This is a genomic window from Nonomuraea sp. NPDC004702 (genome assembly GCF_053601695.1).
Genome location: NZ_JBSGCE010000118.1, coordinates 1 through 17,240 on the forward strand (window position 1 = coordinate 1; position 17,240 = coordinate 17,240).

The following is a 17,240-nucleotide window of genomic DNA, read 5'->3' on the forward strand; positions in this document are numbered from 1 at the left end:
GGTTCAAGAAAGCCAAGAAGTGCTTCCAGGGAATCACGCAGCGATACCCGAGGATGTTCGCTCACTGGCAGTGGTCCCGCAATTTCTGGTGATCACGGTGGCAAGAGCCGTGTAATGGGAGACTATTACGCACGGTTCTGTGGGAGCCGGAGGGTGAGATTCCCTCCGGCTACCCGACCCGACCAGTTTGGTGCCCGGCCGATCGGCGGTAAAGTCACGCCGTACCAGATCCGGGATGCCCTGGTAGGAGCCGTCCGGCAGGGTGGTGGCCGGCCGCCACGGCCGGTGCTGGCGCGGCCGCGAGCCCAGCTCGCGCATCAGATTCCGCACCAATTCGTCGCTGACCTGTTCACCCGATCGGAGCAGGGCCGCGTGGATCCGCCGATACCCGTAGGTCTGATGGCTGTCTTCGAATAACGTCTCGATCTTTTCCTTCAGACGTTCACGACGTTCAGCGGTCGCCGACAACGGCCGCCCTCGCCACTCGTAATAACCGGACCGCGACACGCCCAGCCACGAGCACATATCCACAATGGCGTAAGAAGCCTTCTCCGCATCGATGAGCTCGTACTTGGCGGTCACCGCTGTTCCCGCGCGAAGAAGGCCGCGGCTTTTTTCAAGAACTCGTTCTCTTCGCGAAGTTTGCGATTCTCCCGCTCGAGCGCGAGTTCCCGTTCGCTCTTCTCGCCCACGTCTCGCGCCAGCGCCACGTCATCGCCCCGGGTTCGCCGAAAGGCGTTCACCCAATTTCCGAGCGTGGTGTCGTGGATGCCGAGTTCCTTGGCCACATGCGAGATCGGCCGCGGGCCGTCCAGCACCATGCGGACGGCTTCGTCCTTGAACTCCTGGCCGAATCGTCGGTTACGCCCCGCCACAGCCTTCCCTTCCGGTTCTCCCTCAACCATAGTTGGGGATGTGTCCGGAAAATCCGGGGCACCTCACTGTGCCGCTCAAGCGCGGCTCTGCAGCCCTGCGTAGGCCCCGCGGACCTATTCGTCTCGCGACACGAACACCGTCTACTTACGTGCGGTCGTCTGAGTGGCCGGCAGCGCCGGCCAACGACGATGGCGGCACCTCTACAAGCTTGCAGTTGCACACCAGGGCTTGCCGAGACCCTTTGCCCTCTGAAGATATTCATGCGCCATCCTGGGCGGCGTTCAACGGCCCGGTCGCTGTACTGCAATTCGCCAACGAGCTGTCACTCAAGCCCCATTTTTCTGACTAAGAGGGACACGTTGGCATTCCGTCCGAAGCCAGGCCGAGAAGAGAGAAGTAGGAGCCACAGTTCCAAAACGTCTTTGCAGGCCATCTCGAAGACGGCACACTGTTCCTCGCGGCCATCACGTTGGCTCCTTCGTTCTCGGACAAGGCCCTAGAAGGAGTACGGGATGGCCGTCACCATTCCCCGACGCCTCTCCTGGCCGATCCGGTCCAAACGAGCTCTGAAGACGACCTTCAGCATCATCGCCATCAAATGCTGGAGCAGTCGAGCGACCCCAATAAAGAGCCCCCGACCCAGACCGGGGGCTCAAGGCCGCTCAGGCATCATCTTTCGCCAACAGGCGATCCAGTCTGAGCCCGAGATCATCGAGCTGGAACCGTAGCCCCTCAAGCATCGTCAACGTCTCCGCCAGGCTGGCCTTGCAGCTCTCGTCGAACCGTTCGCGAAGGCGCGCGATCTCGAAGTTGAGGATCTCAAAGTCCCGACCGACCCCTGAGCGAACCTCGACGATCTCCGCCCTCGCCGTAGCCAGCCCTGCCAACACCGCATCACGCTCACCCGTGCACGAGCGAGCCTCCAGCGCCTGCAGACGGAGTTGTAGATCGAGGATCTCCACCTCAACGTTCACGTACCCCTACCCCTTACCAGTGGACGACGAGGGAGCCCACCCACAGCGGCCGACCCCCACTTGCTGCGAGCACATATTGGCAAGACGTCCCTGCCTGAAGCGATCCCCGACAAGCGCCCCGGTGTGGTTTTCTTCCTCCACCCACCCACGCTTTTTCGGTGAACGTCCCCATCTGCCTGCCTTGTCGGGGGAAATAAGATCACCTAGATAAGGTGAATCAATCTACCGTCACCCCCGGCAAAGGGCCGCAGTCAGATCCGAGCGCTTAAATGAGCAGCCAGATCGAAGGTCCGCCGCCGTTCAGCCTCGCTAGCCCGCCTGTGGAAGCACACAGAAGTGCGGACGTAGCACCGTCATGTCCTGCCATTGCCTGGCATATAGTTGGATATGAGATAGCAGCCTCCCGAAACAGGGGCCACAGAATTGGCTAAATGCGTGGGCATCACACCCTGCTGACTGGCCCACCTCCCGACGTACAGGCGAGCCGTTGATAACAAGCGACCGCAGCAAGCGGAAGCTGGGTCTCGCCCCGACTGCTACACAACATTCGTGATCACTATGTTGCGCACAGAGTGACCGTCGACCACGACGTCACGAGACTTCCCGTCACCTCGTCGAGTGCGGCCCCCCGTGCCGCTCGGCACCCAAAGCCACGACCGAGGCGCCCAGGCCGCCACCGCACTCGCCGCGCCCCTTGTCCGCATTAGCGCGACCTGTCAGCAACTGAACAAGCTCGCTCACCGACACCAGTGACCCTCCGAGCGGAGGTAGGCGATGATCGACCGGACGCTTGATGCTTGCCGTGGGCCCAAAGGATCCCATGGGAAGCACAACACCGAGTCTTCCGCCGCCCCTTGATCACACAGCCGATCAAGTCGGGACGGCAGGCACCCTCCCCAGACAACCAACAGGCGCCTGCCAGCACCAGCGCCCTCACGTCAACCCTTACGTTTCCCCATCTTGATCACCTCGGTCAGCCGGAGTTCCAAGCTCGCCAACACCGGATCTCTCCGCGGTACCGATCCGGACCCCGCCTCGCGAGCAGCCCCAGCCGACGGCCCGATGTCGTAAGTCACGACAGCGCCAGGATGCACCACAACATCCCCGTTCAGGTGCCTGCCGACGCCTTGCGCGGCCTGCACATCCCTGAGCAGACGCCCCCAGGTCCCATCCGCCGCCCAGCGGCGCTGCCGTTTGTAGACCGTGATCCAGCATCCGAATCGATCCGGGAGGCTGCGCCAAGGCGACCCGGTTCGCGCCTGGTACAGCACCCCGTTGATCAGCGTTCGCTGGTCTCCGTGCCGCCGGCGTCCGGCGTCGCCGTCAGGCAGCAACGGCACCAGCCGTTCCCACTCCGCATTCGTCAGGTCCGTATGGCGCATTGATCCCTATCCTCGGCTGCTTTCTGCTCTCACCCTCGTCACCAGGACAATAAGGACGGCCATCGCAAGCTCCTTCGAATAGCAACGATTCAAGGGGTGAAGGAGGCTTGCAATGGCCGCAGGAACCAGTGTGCCTTCTCCGTCATGGCCGGCGCAGCAGATCGGCAAGGATTGGCCAAAATTCTCGAGCACCTGTGACGAGGACATCGGCCATCAACGACTTTTCCTCATGACTACCGTCTTGCGCTCAACAGTAACCTGTAACCCGAACAGTCACCATTTTAGAGATGATGGACAATCCGGCCCATGTCCTTTGAGTAGCCAAGCGAGCCTCGGACATGCGATCTGTCCCGGCGCCCACCCGTCAGGCTTCCTTGGCGGACGGACGGACGGGTGCAGGCTTCCGTGTGCTGCCAGCCATCGAACAGATTCAGGAGCCGCGGTCCGTTCTTGCCGGCGACCTCTCTCTCTGCGAAATCTATTCGCAAGAAGGGAGAACGTGGTCCCGTGCTCTCCCGAATGTGCGGGACCACGTCTGGATGAGTTTGTTGGCCGGCCGACGTCCATTACGGCCTCAACTCGCGCCATTAGGCTCTCATGGCCGCCTCATCTGTTTCTCCTGTTCGACGCTACCTGAGGAAGGGGCTTTTGGGCGCCACACGTTAATACGTCCGTGGAGGTCCTGGATGAAATGATTCACATGGAGATCCGCCTCCAAGCCGCATCCGTGATGATGAGATGGTCGAGGAGACGCAGCCCCACTGTCCGGGCGGCCTCGGCGAGGCGGGCCGTGACTTCCAGATCGGCCTCGCTGGGATCGAGAGAGCCTCCAGGGTGATTGTGCGCGACGCCGAACATGGCGCCACCGGTGGTGAGCACAAGGGAGATCGTCTCCCGCACGGGCACCGTCGTGTGATCGGCGCCACCCTCTGTCAGCACCGAACGTTTCAGCACCCCACCGCGCGTATCGCACACCACCACGACGAAGCGTTCATGCCCGAGGCCACGCAGTAAGGGGGCACAGACCTTCGCCAGGTCGGATGTGCTGGCGATGCGCATCCGCGCAGGTTCCGACGCCGCACGCCGTACGAGATGAAAGGCAGCCGCCACGCGCGCGGCCTTGGCCGGCCCTATGCCTCGCAGTCTGAGCAGCCGGTGCGGATCAGCGCGCCCGAGCGCATCGAGATCGCCGCAGTGTTCTATGACTTGACTGGCCAGTTCCAGCGCGCTCGCCCCGCGGAAGCCGGAGCCGAGCAGAACGGCCAGCAACTCCCGGTCGGCAAGCGCCGCCGCGCCGCTCGACATGAGCCTTTCTCGCGGCCGATCGCGCTCGCGCAGATCTTTGACTCGCATTCGCAACCTCCGCACCCGTTCTATCAGCGAGGACCGACAATCTCGGGCTCTGATATCCAGGCCGATGAGGACGCAGTGGGCGGATATATCCCGCTTGAGCTACATTGATCGAAACCGCGATCCGCGAATGCGAAGAATGACCGTCCGCAATGCCGTGACGCGCATCAAACCAGCAAGTGAGTGATCTTGCGTGGCATGATGAGAGAGCTGTTCCCCAGCCACCGCATGGTCGCCAGCTGGAACACGCGGCTGGCCAGCGTCGATGCTGGGACAGATGACGCCGGTGGGTGCTCTAGGCGCTCGCCCCGGGGCGCCCGGCAGCGACACTTTCGATCTATCGCTTGCTCTCGACCGCTCGTGTTCGCCCGAAAAAGTGACAGAATGCTCGGACATTAGAATCTATGCAGAAGAAATCGATCCGGTATCCGGACTTCTGTCACCCAAGCCCATGGTTCCAGGGACTGTATTGATGGCTTCGTTGAAGACGCGCTAGCCGAAGCGGTGATTATCGCGCTAATTCCGATACGAGGCATCGAGCCTCATTGGCGTCGATTCGGAGATCCCGCCGAGCACGAGCCATACCAACCACCCCGAGGCTTCATCGCGGGCATGTTTGCGACTCACGCCTTCGGCAGTTGAGGCGTATCGTCGCCTCGACTCGTGCTTCGGCAGCCCAATGACGTTGACCGCCTCCTAGCGGTCATCGAGGCCATCACATCGTCGGCCAGGAAGACGACGCCGTTGCGGATACGCCTCACTCGACGCGGCGGAACGGCGCTCCTGGCCGTCAGCTCGTCCAGCTCACATCCGGGCTTTCAGCACGTCGACCTCGCAGCCTGGCGCAAACGGGTCGAAGCCGTGCTCGATCAACCATCTGATCGCCAGCAAGCTTCGCGAGGACCACCACCCGCGGATCACGTCGAGGTCGACATCGGCCCCGTAACCGGCGATCAGGTCGCCCAGGCGGTCCTCATGTCCGAGCGTCAAGATGGCGAGGTCGAACAGCGCATCGCCCTGGCCCGCCTCGGACCAGTCGATCACGCCGGTGACCTCGTCGCCTTCGACGAACACGTGCGTGATCTGAAGATCGCCGTGCGCGAACACCGGTTTCCACGGCCGGAGCGCAGCCGCGGCAACCTCGCGATTGCGCGTGACCAGATCTGTCGAAAGGACGCCATTCGTGACGAGCCACTCGCATTCGGCGTCGAGACGCGATGTGACCGCGTCCAAGCTCTGACCAGGCCATGGTGGCAGGGGCGCGTCGTGCAGCATCCGCACGGCGGTCCCCACTGCGGCCCATGCCGCCGGCGACGCGACGGACGGCTCGCCCAGGCGACCGAGTGCCGTCCCTCGAACAGCGGCGAGCGCGAGTACGGGCGGTTTGCGCCACAGAACCTCCGGCGTCGGGATCGGCGCCATGGCCATGGCTTCGACCTCGACGTCAGTGCGCGTCTGGTCGGCGTCGATCTTCAGAAACACGTCCCCGGCACGCAGGGTCGCGCGCTCCTTATGCGCGACGACGACCTCGATCTGTTCCACGTCGGCCATTATCGCGACGATGACCACCGACGTCGCCAGGTTATTCGCGTGCGGCGGCGCGCCTGAGCGCCTCCTACTGCCCGGGGACTGTGCAGGACACCGACCGCTGACGGCTCAAGCAGTGAGGCGTTCCTCGCCCGCAGGCGCAGGCCGCCGTCAACGACGGATCGCCGGACTTGATCTACGAACAGTGAGCCTGTGCAGTGGCGCGGAGGCCCGTCACCAATGCTGATCACAAGCAGGCGAGACTCATGATCCGCGGCTCAGGTTGCAGCGGGCTCTTGACGTGGTCTGATGCGATCCTCACGCCAAAGCCGGAGGTGATTCGCGGCCGGATGAGGATTCGTTGTGAGGCGACCGAGTACCGGAACATCGGAGCCTCATGGCGCGTAGTCCCCATGTGGGGCTCCACGAAGGCGATGGGGCAGGGCGAGTCTTACCGCGCCCTGCGGCCGATTAGTAGGCGGATGGCGATCCGGCCTGCGGTCCTTCGGGTCCTTGAGGTGTCGCTTCCCAGGGGGCCTTTGTGTCGGTACGTGAGGCTCCAGGCGGCGAGGTGCGGCGCCACCCGGAGCCCTGAACCGGTCAGACGGGCATGCTGTACATCACTCTGAAGCGATCGCCCGGGATGACGATGTCGCTCGTTTCGACAGGACGTTCGCCGGCCCAGTGCGTACGTTCGACATGCAGAACGTGAACCCCTGCCGCCAGATCGAGCGCATCGCTTTCGGCCGGTTGGGGCACCCGGGTGTGGATGCTCTCGACGACCTCGGTGATCTTTATGCCATGCGCGTACATTCTCGCGACCAAGCTACGGCGTTCCTCCTCAGTGTGGGCGACGAACGCCATCGGCTCGTAGGCGGTGACAAGTTGGATCGGCTTGCCGTCGCCGCGAAAGACGTAGTGCGTTCTGGTCAGCGTGGAATGTTCGTCGATGCGTAGACGTCTGGCGATGTCGGGGCTGGCGTCGGCCGGTTCGCTGTGCCAATCCCACGTCACACGCCTGCCTTGGGACTGCAGGTCGGACGCGAACGGCGCGGGGTGATCCAGGAAGCGCCATCGATGCAAGGGGGTCAAATTTGGACGGTCCCTGACGTAATGGCCTGAACCAACACGGCCGATGATGAGGCCCTCGCCCGCAAGGACGCGTAGAGCGTGACGGGCAGCGGTCTCACCGACCTGATACTTACGGGTCAGTTGCGCCCGTGAGGGAATGGGCGCGCCTGGGGGGAGGGTGCCGTCGAGGATCTGCCGCCGGATGTCTTCGACGACACGCAGGTAGACCGGATCTGAGGTGGCCACTAGTCCATCCCTGGGGGGTTCGTGTGAGGCGTTGCCCCATGTTGCCGTATTCGACAGGTAACCGACCGTCATCGATGACTGCTGGAGCCCCAACTTTGCGATGGCGCAAAATTATCGGAGAAACCCTGTAACGCTGATGTAAGGGACACCGATTCTCCGGTAGAGGTCGTCGATGTGTGTACCCCCGAGCACATATCGGCGGCCTCTTCCATTGCGCCCTCAGATGCGGCCGTCGAGGCACGCTTGCGCAGCTCATTCAGTACGTCGAGCTCCGCTTCCTGTCTTTTCCTGGCATGTCCCACCCAACTTGCCGGATGGACGGCGGGGGACGCGCAACAGCGGAGCGCTGAGACAAGAACCTGTCGGATGGGAACGGAAACAGCACCCAGTTGCCCTGTCCTTGCTCCGCGACCACGAGACGGCCACAGCCACGCGTGCCCGCAAACGCGGAGAGTGACGGGCTGAACGGGCGCACGTGATCGACCCCGGCAGGAGTCCCAGCTGTGGTGCTCAGCGGCGGAGAGGGCAGCGCGAGGACAGCGCTCACACCCGTAGGGTCATCGGTACCCCGCACGGCCGCTAACACCGGCTGCCGGCACCCGTAAGGCCCCTGGCATCCCCCAGGGCCACCAAGGCCCGGGCCGCCAACGCACCCACACCCGCGGGGCCACCAACGCCCGCGGGGCCACCAAACCCGCAGGGTCACCAACGCCCGCGGGGCCACCAACGCCCGCGGGGCCACCAACACCCGCAGGGTCACCAACACCCGCAGGGCCACCAACGCCCAGAAGGTCACCAACCCCTGCAAGGTCATCAGGAGCACTCCAGTGCCATCAGCGCCTGTAGAGCCTTAGCGCCGGCAGGAGCTGTCAGTCGGCGGGATTTCCCGCAGCTCAGTGCTCTCGTCGAAGGGTTGTGCGGCGGTGCAGCGTCGGAATACCTCTCTAGATTGATGCCTGGTGAGAGCGGCGGGATTTCGTGCCGCATACCCCTGGGCTGTGGTCGGCTCAGGAAGAGTGGTCTTCTGGTATCCCGAAGAAGTGGCCGTGTCGTAGAGGGCCACCTTCTCCCTAGGTTGTGAGCTCCGCCTTCGTCTTAGTTGTTGGCCCGGTCCATCCCCTGGGCTTGGCTGTCTGAGGCCGTGCCTGTAAGGAGACCACGTGATCAGCATTGGCAGGCTCATGCCGTCCGACCGGGATGCGTGGGAGAGCTTGTTCCGGGCGTACATCGACTTCTACCAGAGAGTCGAACCCGACGAGATGTATGGACGGGCCTGGCAGGAGTTCCAGGCAGACACTCGGATGCACGCCTTCGGCGCGAGACTGGACGGGCGGCTCGTCGGCATCACCCACTTCCTGGTCCATGCCAGCACCTCGGCCCCTGACGCCGACGTCTGCTACCTCCAGGATCTGTTCACCGCTCCCGATGTCCGAGGCAAGGGAGTGGGACGCAAACTGATCGAGGCTGTTGCGGACTGGGCTCGGGATGGCGGCTGCTCCCGTGTCTACTGGAACACCCACGAATCCAACAGCACCGCGCGCCGCCTCTATGACAAGGTGGCCGAGAACAGAGGTTTCATCAGGTACCAGATCGAACTGTCCCGGTAGGGGGCGCCGGGTGGTGGCTGATCTTCCCTCTTCGGCCCCGCCCAGGGAAAGGTGGGCGTGGGCGGATATGATGGAGACTCGGCTGCCGGCGAGGTGATCGCGAGCGAAGTAGATCGGGTTACCCCATGCGGTCATCCCTGTCACCTTGCTCCTCCAAATGCCTGCGAATGAGGGCAAATGGCTCCGTCGGGCAGGCAAAGCGGGGTGGCGACGTCCAACGTTTTTCCGAATCCAGGTAGCGTTCGCACTATGGCATCGCCAACTGGAACCGCCGAAGCGCCCTTCGGTCGCATGCTGACCGCGATGGTCACGCCGTTCACCTCTGACGGCGACGTCGACTACGAAGGCGTACGACGCCTGGCCACCTACCTGGTGGACGAGCAGCGCAACGACGGCCTGATCGTCAATGGGACGACAGGCGAGTCGCCCACCACCTCGGACGATGAGAAGCGACGGATCGTCAGCGCCGTCCTGGAGGCCGTTGGCGACCGCGCCGCCGTAGTGGCGGGGGTGGGGACGAATGACACACGCCACACCGTCAAGCTCGCGAAGCAGGCGGCGGAGGTGGGCGCCCACGGGCTGCTGGTGGTGACTCCCTACTACAGCAAGCCCCCGCAGGAGGGGCTCTATCAGCACTTCACCCTGGTGGCCGACGCCACCGAGCTCCCGGTGATGCTCTACGACATCCCTGGGCGCAGCGGCGTGCCGATCAAGACCGAGACGTTGATCCGCCTGGCGCAGCACGACCGCATCGTGGCCGTGAAGGACGCAAAGGGCGATCTGTTCGCCGCCAGCCAGGTCATGACGGCGACCGATCTCGTCTTCTACTCCGGCGACGACCTGCTCAACCTCGCCTGGCTGTCCCTCGGCGCCGCAGGGTTCGTCAGCGTCGTCGGACATGTCGTGGGCTCCGAACTGGCTCGCATGATCGAGTTGCACAGGAGCGGTGACGTGAAGCAAGCGCTGGAGGTACACGGCCAGGTGGCCCCTGTAGTAGACGGGATCATGCTGAAGGCCGGTGGCGCGATCATGGCAAAGGCGGCGCTGAGCTTGGTGGGCGTGCCGGTGGGACCGGTACGTCTGCCGCTCGTGGCCGCGACAGAGAAGCAAATCGCCGAGCTGCGTGCTTGCCTGGTGGCCGGCGGGGTGAAGTTGACAGACGCATAGGAACGGGGAGGAACCGGGAGTTTTGAGAACACGATTTGACCATGGGGGCCGGGCATGAGCCATCCGCATCCTGAGCTTGGCCCCCCGCCGGAGCTGCCTTACGGTGGCCTGCGCATCGTCGCGCTCGGCGGGTTGGGGGAGATCGGCCGGAACATGGCCGTCTTCGAATACGACGGCCGGCTGCTGATCGTCGACTGCGGGGTGCTGTTCCCCGAGCCCGATCAGCCGGGCGTCGATCTGATCCTGCCCGACTTCGAATACATCAGGGACAGGCTCGACGACATCGAAGCCGTCGTGCTGACCCACGCCCACGAGGACCACATCGGGGCGGTGCCTTACCTTCTGCGCGAGCGGCGCAACATTCCGCTCATCGGATCCAGACTCACCTTGGCCCTGATCGAGGCCAAGCTGACGGAACACCGGATTCAGCCGACCAAGGTCGAGGTCGTCGAGGGCGAACGGCACATCTTCGGGCCCTTCGACTGCGAGTTCCTCGCGGTGAACCACTCGATCCCCGACGCGCTGGCCGTGGCGATCAGGACGCCCGCCGGCATCGTCCTGCACACCGGCGACTTCCGCATGGACCAGTTGCCGAGCGACGGCCGGCTCACCGACCTCGGCGGCTTCGCCAGGCTCGGCACCGAGGGCGTTGACCTGCTGATGTCGGACTCCACCAACGCCGAGGTGCCGGGCTTCGTCACCAGCGAGCGGGAGATCGGGCCGGTCATCGACGAGGTGATCCGCACCTCCGAGCAGCGCGTGATCGTGGCGAGCTTCGCCTCGCACGTGCACCGCATCCAGCAGGTGATGGATGCCGCGGCCAGGCACGGCCGCAAGGTGGCCCTGGTGGGCCGGTCGATGGTCCGGAACATGGGGGTGGCTCGTGATCTGGGCTACCTCAAGGTGCCGCCGGAGTTGATCGTCGACTCGCGCGACATCGAGCAGTGGCCGCCGGAGGATGTGGTGCTCGTCTGCACCGGATCCCAGGGCGAGCCCATGGCGGCGCTGTCGCGGATGGCCAATCGCGATCATCCGATCCGCATCGCCGAGGGTGACACCGTGTTGCTGGCGTCGTCGCTGGTGCCGGGGAACGAGACCGCGGTCAACAAGGTGATCAATGGGCTCACCAGGTGGGGCGCTCGTGTTGTGCACAAGGGCAACGCGAAGGTGCACGTCTCCGGCCACGCGGCTGCGGGCGAGCTGCTCTATGTCCTCAACCTGACTCGCCCCTCGAACTTCATGCCGGTTCACGGCGAATGGCGGCACCTGCGGGCGCACGCCAAGCTCGCCGCGCTCACCGGCGTTCCCGACGACCACATCGTGATCGCCGAGGACGGCGTCGTGGTGGACCTGGTCGACGGCAGAGCGAAGATCGTGGGAGCGGTTCACGCCGGGTACGTCTATGTCGACGGCACCTCGGTGGGCGAGATCACCGACACCTCGCTGAAGGACCGCAGGATTCTCGGCGACGAGGGGTTCATCTCGGTGGTCGTCGTGGTCGACTCCGCCACCGGCAAGCTCACCGCCGGCCCCGAGATCCACGCACGAGGCTCCGGCATTGATCCGGCGCAGTTCGAGGAGTTCATTCCGCAGATCGAAAGAGCTCTTCAGGACAAGGCCGCGGACGGCGTGGTCGACATGCAGGAGATCCGCCGGGTCGTGCGCCGCACGGTCGGCCGTTGGGTCAGCGACACTTACCGCCGCCGACCCATGATCATTCCCGTCGTGCTCGAAGTCTGAGCCACTGAGCGGTACGGCAGGCACCTGAGCCTGCCGTACCCGCAGTTGTGGAACGAGACGGCAGATGGTGCATCGCAACAAGGTCCATGGAGTGGGCATTTCAAGCGTCCCTCCTGCGTATGAGCCAGATGGCGGCCAGCAGGGGAAGAACCGCGTACAACACCAGCACGGTGGCGGCCGCAGGCGGAGACAGAAGTGACCCGTACACCGACGTGGTGATGATGTCGCCGGTGATCTCGCGGGGCAGTGCACCGATCATGATCGAGCCCAGCCGTTCACTCCAGGGCTCTGGGATGTTGCCCACGATCATCGGAATGACGTAGACCAGACCCACCAACAAGGCGATCGCACCGGTGGCGGAACGCAGAAGCGCGCCCAATCCCAAGCCGAGCAGCGCGAACACGACCACCGTGGAACTGGTGACGAGCAGGAACGGAAGCTTGTCCGCGAACGAGGTCAGATATGCGCCGGAGAATCGGTCGCCAAGCACCCAACGCGACACGAAATACGTCCCGAACACCGCCATCGGGCCAATGACCAGGCTCAATACGCCGACCACGGCGGCCTTCGCAGCGAGAAGCGGCCATCTACGGGGGACGACCGTCAGACTCGTCCTGATCAAGCCGGTGGCGTATTCAGATGTGACGGCCAATGTGCCCAGGACGCCCATGCAAAGCTGCGGGACGATCACCAGAACCTCCTCCAGATCCGCTATCCGGGCGGTCGGACGCTGCTCCACGGGGGCGTCGTCGTACATGCCGGCTGCCATGGAGGCCAAGGCAAGGCCCAGAAGGATCGTGCCGAGACTGATGCCGACGATGAGATAGGAAGAGCGGACCGAACGGACCTTCAGCCACTCCGAGGCGAGAACACTCATACGTCCCTCCGCTTGAGCGAGATCAAACCGGCAACGAGCGTGATTACCGGGTATGCCAGGAGGACCAGCAGCGCGGCCCAAGGCGGAAGAAAGCCGTCTCCAAGTCGGGACGACAGGCGATCGCCGACCAGTTGGGGAACCAGGTTCGGCAGCAGCAGTGATGCGGCACGCGTGTTCCACGGCGCAGGTAGGTAAACGACGACACCGGGCAGGACGAACAGCAAGGCCACGACCGAGAGGAGCGCACCAGCCGTCGACCGCGTGGCCATGCCCAGGCCGAGCCCCACCAGAGCCAGCGCAGTCACCGAGACCCCCGCGGCCAACAGCATCGGCACGTCGTCGGCCAGCGAAGTCTCGTTGAAGCCCAGCCGGTGGTCGCGGGCGATCAGACGGCTCGCCGAATAGGTGACCAGAAGGATGACGTGAGCCGCTGTCAACGTGGCCAGACCGACGACGACGGCCTTGGCCAGAAATAAGGTGCTGCGCCGCGGAACGACGGTAAGACTGGCGCGAATCATCCCTGTCGCGTATTCGGACGTGACCGCCAGCACGCCGAGCACGGTGAGGCTCATCTGAAGGAGGGGCAGGAATGCTTGTTCCGGTGCGGCTGCCCGCAGCGTCCCTCGATCTTCGGCGAGGTCGCTGACGTAGAGCGTCCAGACCACGCCGAGCACGGCCATGAGAGCCGCCGCGCTCATTACGTGCCAGGTGGAAGTCACTGACCGGAGCTTCAGCCATTCGGCCAGCATGGCCGCCCTCATCTCGTTGCTCCGAACTGGACGCTGCTCTCCGTCAGAGCCATGTAGGCGTCCTCCAGCGAGGGATAGCGTGCGGTCAGCTCGTTGACCGTGGAGTGCGCGACCAACCGCCCCCGGCCCAGGATCACGATGCGTTCAGCGGTCAATGCCATCTCGCTCATCAGGTGACTGGAGAGCAGAACGGTCCTGCCCTCGGCAGCCAGTGACCGCATCAGGTCGCGGATCCAGCGCACCCCGTCGGGATCGAGGCCGTTGACGGGCTCGTCGAACAGCAGCACACCAGGATCGCCGAGCAGCGCAGCGGCAATGCCGAGTCGCTGCTTCATGCCGAGGGAGAAGCCGGCCACGCGTTTGCGTGCCACACCCGTCAATCCGACCAGCTCAAGCACCTCGGCCACGCGTGTGGCGCCGATGCCGTTGGTGGCGGCCAGGCACAGCAGATGGTTGAAGGCGCTGCGCCCGCCATGGACCGCACTCGCGTCGAGCAGCGCCCCCACCTCGAACATGGGCCTGCGCAAGGAGGCGTATCGTCGGCCCCCGATCAGAGCTTGGCCGGAGGTCGGCGCGTCCAGGCCGAGAATCAGGCGGAGCGTGGTGGATTTGCCGGCGCCGTTGGGGCCGAGGAAACCCGTCACATGGCCCGGCTCGACCTTGAAAGACAGATCATCTACGGCGACCGTGTCGTCGTAGCGCTTGGTGAGGTGCTGAAGTTCGATCACGCTGAAGAAGATGCGGCATGCCGGGCCGGCGGCGCATCAGACCACGGTTCGAACTTGAAGGTCAGACCCTGGGCTGACGTGCTCGGCTCGGCGAGAGGCTACCGTTCAACGCGTGAACGAGAACCATCCCTTCTTCGCCAGGCGTTGGAGCCGCGGTCAGCTGATCGTGCTCGATCTGGCAGCGGGGCTGGGGTTTGCGTTCGTGTTCGTCACCGCAGCGGTCACCGCGCCTGGGATGCCGCCGTGGTTGAAGATAGCCCTCCCGTGCGGGCTGGGCCTGCCCTTGGCGGTACGAAGGCTGTGGCCTGTGCCCGTCTTCTGCTTCACCCTGACGCTCGCCGTCTTCGCAGTCGCAGTTGACGTCGTGGGGTACGCCTGCATCGCACCGGCTTATGCGATCTATATCGTGGCGATGTCCGACAGGTTCGGGGCCGTGCTGCCGTCCTCGGCAATCGGTGTGGTCAGCATGATCAGTGTCTTCGGGCTGGTGGTCGCAGGCGGCGCGCCGCGCGGGGGCACGCCAGCTTGGCTGGCGCACATCGATCAACCCCTGGTCGGCATCGCGGCGCTCGGCGGAGCGTGGACCATCGGTCGGGCTGTCCGGGAACGCAGGTTGTACGCCGCTCGTGAGGCCGAGCGAATGGCCGAGCATGCAGTGACACAGGAACGGTTACGCATCGCGCGGGAACTGCACGACGTCGTGACCCACAGCGTGGGATTGATCGCGGTCAAGGCAGGCGTGGCCAATCATGTGCTGGCGAACAGGCCTGAAGAAGCACACGACGCCTTGCGTGTGATCGAGACCGCCAGCCGGAGTGCTCTGGTGGAGATGCGCCATCTTCTAGGCATGCTCCGCTCGACCCAACTGCCAGATCTTGTTCCCGTTCCGGGTATCGCGGGCCTGGAGGGTTTGGTGGAGCAGGCCAGGCAAGCTGGGGTCGAGATCGACCTTGATCTCCGGATCGGTACAGATGAAGCCGGCCAGGAAAGCCCAGGTCTGCGGAGTCAGGCTGAAAGCACGCCACGGGGACGGCCAAGAACGGGGCCTGGCGAAGTAGGTGGGCCTCTTGATGGGGAACAGGCCACGCCGTGGACTGGTGACCGTGTGCCGGATGAAGGCTTGTTCGGAGGAGTTGTCGCCGCGAATGAAGAGGGGGAACGACGAGGAGGGGGTGCGGCGCAGGCAAGACGGTTGCCCGATGGCGTCGAGCTGTCCGTGTATCGCATCGTGCAGGAGGCGCTCACGAACGTGGTCAAGCATGCCTCACCGACTCGCTGTCACGTCTCTGTCGTGACGGACGGGGGCGAGGTGCGGATCGAGGTGGTTGACGAGGGCCCAGGAAGACGGGTGTCGCCCGGGGACGGCTCCGGCCACGGACTGATCGGGATGCGGGAGCGGGTCATGATGTACGGCGGAGTCTTTGAAGCGGCGAGTCTCCCTCGACGAGGGTTTCGTGTCTTCGCGCGTCTGCCGTATCAGGAGGTGTCGTGATCAAGGTGGTCGTTGCTGATGATCAAGCTCTGCTCAGGGGAAGCTTCACGATGCTGGTCGACTCCGAGCCTGACATGACAGTGGTGGGCGAGGCGTCAACCGGTGCTGAAGCAGTGGCAGTCGTCTTGGAGCATCGACCCGATGTGGTGTTGATGGATGTTCGCATGCCGCACATGGATGGCATCGAGGCGACTCGGCGTATCGGGGATGTCTCTCGGACTCTTGTGGTGACGATGTTCGACCTGGATGCGTATGTCTACGACGCGCTCCGGGCCGGTGCGAGTGGATTTCTCCTTAAGGACACGCCGCCTGCTGACCTGCTCGCTGCTGTTCGTGTGGTTGCGAGCGGTGAGGCCTTGCTGGCGCCAACGGTGACGCGACGCTTGATCGAGGAGTTCACCAAAACTCCTGTGGCGCAGCGGCCACAGGGGTTGGACAGGGTGACGGAGCGCGAGAGGGAAGTGCTGCTGTTGATCGCTCGTGGGTTGTCCAATGGGGAGATCGCTGATCACTTGCAGTTGAGCTTGGCCACCGTCAAGACACATATCGGCCGCTTGCTCGCGAAGTTGGATGCTCGTGACAGAGCGCAGTTGGTCATCGCGGCGTACGAGAGCGGGTTGGTTTCTGCAAGGCGGTGACGTAAGAGGGCCTGAATCGCCCAGTGCTCAATGCTTCTCTGGTCGTAGGGGGTCTTCACAAGAGGCGGATTTCGTAAGGCCGGGTCGAGACTTGGGGAAGCCGATCCGTGCGTATTGGGCGATCGTGCGTCGCCGGTCGTATGGAGGCGGTCCCAGGTATCAGCTGACGTCTTGGCGAAGGCGAAGAACGCACTCAACTGGCTCATCGGACACCTCGCCGACGCGCAGACCGGGACGCTGCCCCATGACCGGCTGGAGGAAGACCATCACCGAGCAGACGCTTTATCGCTTCAGTCGTTGAACGAGCTACATCTTGTCCGGTTCAGACACGGGAATTGCGGCGCCGTACGATCGCGTCGCTGATCTGCCGTGCCGCTTCCAGTTCGGGCGCCACCCAGCGCAGGCCGGTGTCTTCCGCCCCTGCCGGCTCGCGGATGACCTGCGGCAGCGGCTCCTCGTCCACACCGGACCGCCACGTGGCCGAGTCGGGCCGCTCCGGCAGATGCCGGAACCGATCGTTCTGCACCTTATCGCTCACATTGAGAGATGACGGTCCAAACTTCCCCGAAGTTCCTTGCTGGCGCATGAACTTCGGCACACCCACGAGGCCCACGCTCGTGGAACCGCTCACTCCAGCGGAGCCGCACCGTTCGTGATTTGGGCTTCCGGGCAGTCGGCTGGGGACTGTACGGTTTTCGGTGTAACTCCTGATCAAGGAGAACGCACCTGATGAGTACTGTGATCCAGGCATCGACGGAGATCGACCTGGAGGACGCCGCAGTGGCGCGTAAGAAGCCGGACAACTCAGCGGATCGA

15 protein-coding genes and 1 pseudogene are annotated in these 17,240 nt (G+C 64.1%); 5 read left to right on the plus strand and 11 right to left on the minus strand.

Annotated elements, in window-relative coordinates:
- Positions 1–33: 33 nt before the first annotated feature.
- The 7 genes from ACWEJ6_RS51585 to ACWEJ6_RS51615 form a co-directional block, all read right to left on the minus strand.
- Positions 34–582, minus strand: coding sequence for an IS3 family transposase (locus tag ACWEJ6_RS51585; protein ID WP_452432945.1), 549 nt, complete (start codon positions 580–582; stop codon positions 34–36).
- Positions 579–875, minus strand: a complete 297-nt coding sequence (locus tag ACWEJ6_RS51590; protein ID WP_452432946.1) for a transposase — start codon at positions 873–875, stop codon at positions 579–581. Before ACWEJ6_RS51590 ends, ACWEJ6_RS51585 begins: the two co-directional genes overlap by 4 nt.
- Before the next feature lie 663 nt (positions 876–1,538).
- On the minus strand, positions 1,539–1,850 hold the full coding sequence (locus tag ACWEJ6_RS51595; RefSeq protein WP_364340243.1) for a hypothetical protein: 312 nt from the start codon (positions 1,848–1,850) through the stop codon (positions 1,539–1,541).
- A gap of 938 nt (positions 1,851–2,788) precedes the next feature.
- Entirely contained in the window at positions 2,789–3,232 is a 444-nt protein-coding gene (locus ACWEJ6_RS51600; protein ID WP_452432949.1) for a transposase, read from the minus strand.
- Positions 3,233–3,928: 696 nt separating this feature from the next.
- Positions 3,929–4,585: a RadC family protein gene (gene radC / locus ACWEJ6_RS51605; protein ID WP_452432951.1), complete on the minus strand. Its 657-nt coding sequence runs from the start codon at positions 4,583–4,585 to the stop codon at positions 3,929–3,931.
- Positions 4,586–5,386: 801 nt separating this feature from the next.
- On the minus strand, positions 5,387–6,133 hold the full coding sequence (locus ACWEJ6_RS51610) for a phosphotransferase family protein (protein ID WP_452432953.1): 747 nt from the start codon (positions 6,131–6,133) through the stop codon (positions 5,387–5,389).
- A gap of 576 nt (positions 6,134–6,709) precedes the next feature.
- Positions 6,710–7,426: a GntR family transcriptional regulator gene (locus ACWEJ6_RS51615; protein ID WP_352320788.1), complete on the minus strand. Its 717-nt coding sequence runs from the start codon at positions 7,424–7,426 to the stop codon at positions 6,710–6,712.
- A 1,160-nt stretch (positions 7,427–8,586) separates the two neighbouring features.
- On the opposite strand from ACWEJ6_RS51615, the gene ACWEJ6_RS51620 reads away from it, so the two are divergent.
- The 3 genes from ACWEJ6_RS51620 (at position 8,587) to ACWEJ6_RS51630 (ending at position 11,940) form a co-directional block, all read left to right on the plus strand.
- Positions 8,587–9,033: a GNAT family N-acetyltransferase gene (locus ACWEJ6_RS51620; protein WP_387683419.1), complete on the plus strand. Its 447-nt coding sequence runs from the start codon at positions 8,587–8,589 to the stop codon at positions 9,031–9,033.
- Positions 9,034–9,282: 249 nt separating this feature from the next.
- Positions 9,283–10,200, plus strand: a complete 918-nt coding sequence (gene dapA, locus ACWEJ6_RS51625) for a 4-hydroxy-tetrahydrodipicolinate synthase (protein WP_387683417.1) — start codon at positions 9,283–9,285, stop codon at positions 10,198–10,200.
- A 54-nt stretch (positions 10,201–10,254) separates the two neighbouring features.
- Entirely contained in the window at positions 10,255–11,940 is a 1,686-nt protein-coding gene (locus ACWEJ6_RS51630; protein ID WP_387683415.1) for a ribonuclease J, read from the plus strand.
- A 100-nt stretch (positions 11,941–12,040) separates the two neighbouring features.
- Here the strand turns inward: ACWEJ6_RS51630 and ACWEJ6_RS51635 are convergent, their stop codons facing one another.
- The 3 genes and pseudogenes from ACWEJ6_RS51635 to ACWEJ6_RS51645 all read right to left on the minus strand — a co-directional run.
- The gene (locus ACWEJ6_RS51635) at positions 12,041–12,817 is read right to left on the minus strand and encodes an ABC transporter permease subunit (RefSeq protein WP_452432956.1); all 777 of its coding nucleotides are present in this window, start codon (positions 12,815–12,817) and stop codon (positions 12,041–12,043) included.
- Positions 12,814–13,566 (minus strand): ABC transporter permease, encoded by a 753-nt coding sequence (locus ACWEJ6_RS51640; protein ID WP_452432958.1) that lies wholly within the window; start codon positions 13,564–13,566, stop codon positions 12,814–12,816. Before ACWEJ6_RS51640 ends, ACWEJ6_RS51635 begins: the two co-directional genes overlap by 4 nt.
- Before the next feature lie 74 nt (positions 13,567–13,640).
- A pseudogene (locus tag ACWEJ6_RS51645) lies at positions 13,641–14,294 on the minus strand (ABC transporter ATP-binding protein); the annotation flags it as partial.
- Positions 14,295–14,406: 112 nt separating this feature from the next.
- Between ACWEJ6_RS51645 and ACWEJ6_RS51650 the strand changes: the two are divergent.
- Both ACWEJ6_RS51650 and ACWEJ6_RS51655 read left to right on the plus strand, forming a co-directional pair.
- Positions 14,407–15,786 carry a sensor histidine kinase gene (locus ACWEJ6_RS51650; RefSeq protein ID WP_452432960.1) on the plus strand — a complete coding sequence of 460 codons (1,380 nt, stop codon included), beginning with the start codon at positions 14,407–14,409 and terminating at the stop codon, positions 15,784–15,786.
- A complete protein-coding gene (locus ACWEJ6_RS51655) occupies positions 15,783–16,424 on the plus strand; it encodes a response regulator (protein WP_452432962.1) in 642 nt (213 codons plus the stop codon). The genes ACWEJ6_RS51650 and ACWEJ6_RS51655 overlap by 4 nt, the downstream gene beginning before the upstream one ends.
- Positions 16,425–16,746: 322 nt before the next feature.
- On the opposite strand, the gene ACWEJ6_RS51660 is transcribed toward ACWEJ6_RS51655, so the two are convergent.
- Positions 16,747–17,028 (minus strand): hypothetical protein, encoded by a 282-nt coding sequence (locus ACWEJ6_RS51660; RefSeq protein WP_452432964.1) that lies wholly within the window; start codon positions 17,026–17,028, stop codon positions 16,747–16,749.
- Positions 17,029–17,240: the final 212 nt, after the last annotated feature.

What these genes read in the sequence shown, in the direction of transcription:
- ACWEJ6_RS51600 (WP_452432949.1), bottom strand. Translation starts at nt 3,232, where the DNA reads ATGCGCCATACGGACCTGACGAATGCGGAGTGGGAACGGCTGGTGCCG.
- radC (WP_452432951.1), bottom strand. Translation starts at nt 4,585, where the DNA reads ATGCGAGTCAAAGATCTGCGCGAGCGCGATCGGCCGCGAGAAAGGCTC.
- ACWEJ6_RS51610 (WP_452432953.1), bottom strand. Translation starts at nt 6,133, where the DNA reads ATGGCCGACGTGGAACAGATCGAGGTCGTCGTCGCGCATAAGGAGCGC.
- dapA (WP_387683417.1), top strand. Translation starts at nt 9,283, where the DNA reads ATGGCATCGCCAACTGGAACCGCCGAAGCGCCCTTCGGTCGCATGCTG.
- ACWEJ6_RS51630 (WP_387683415.1), top strand. Translation starts at nt 10,255, where the DNA reads ATGAGCCATCCGCATCCTGAGCTTGGCCCCCCGCCGGAGCTGCCTTAC.
- ACWEJ6_RS51635 (WP_452432956.1), bottom strand. Translation starts at nt 12,817, where the DNA reads ATGAGTGTTCTCGCCTCGGAGTGGCTGAAGGTCCGTTCGGTCCGCTCT.
- ACWEJ6_RS51640 (WP_452432958.1), bottom strand. Translation starts at nt 13,566, where the DNA reads ATGCTGGCCGAATGGCTGAAGCTCCGGTCAGTGACTTCCACCTGGCAC.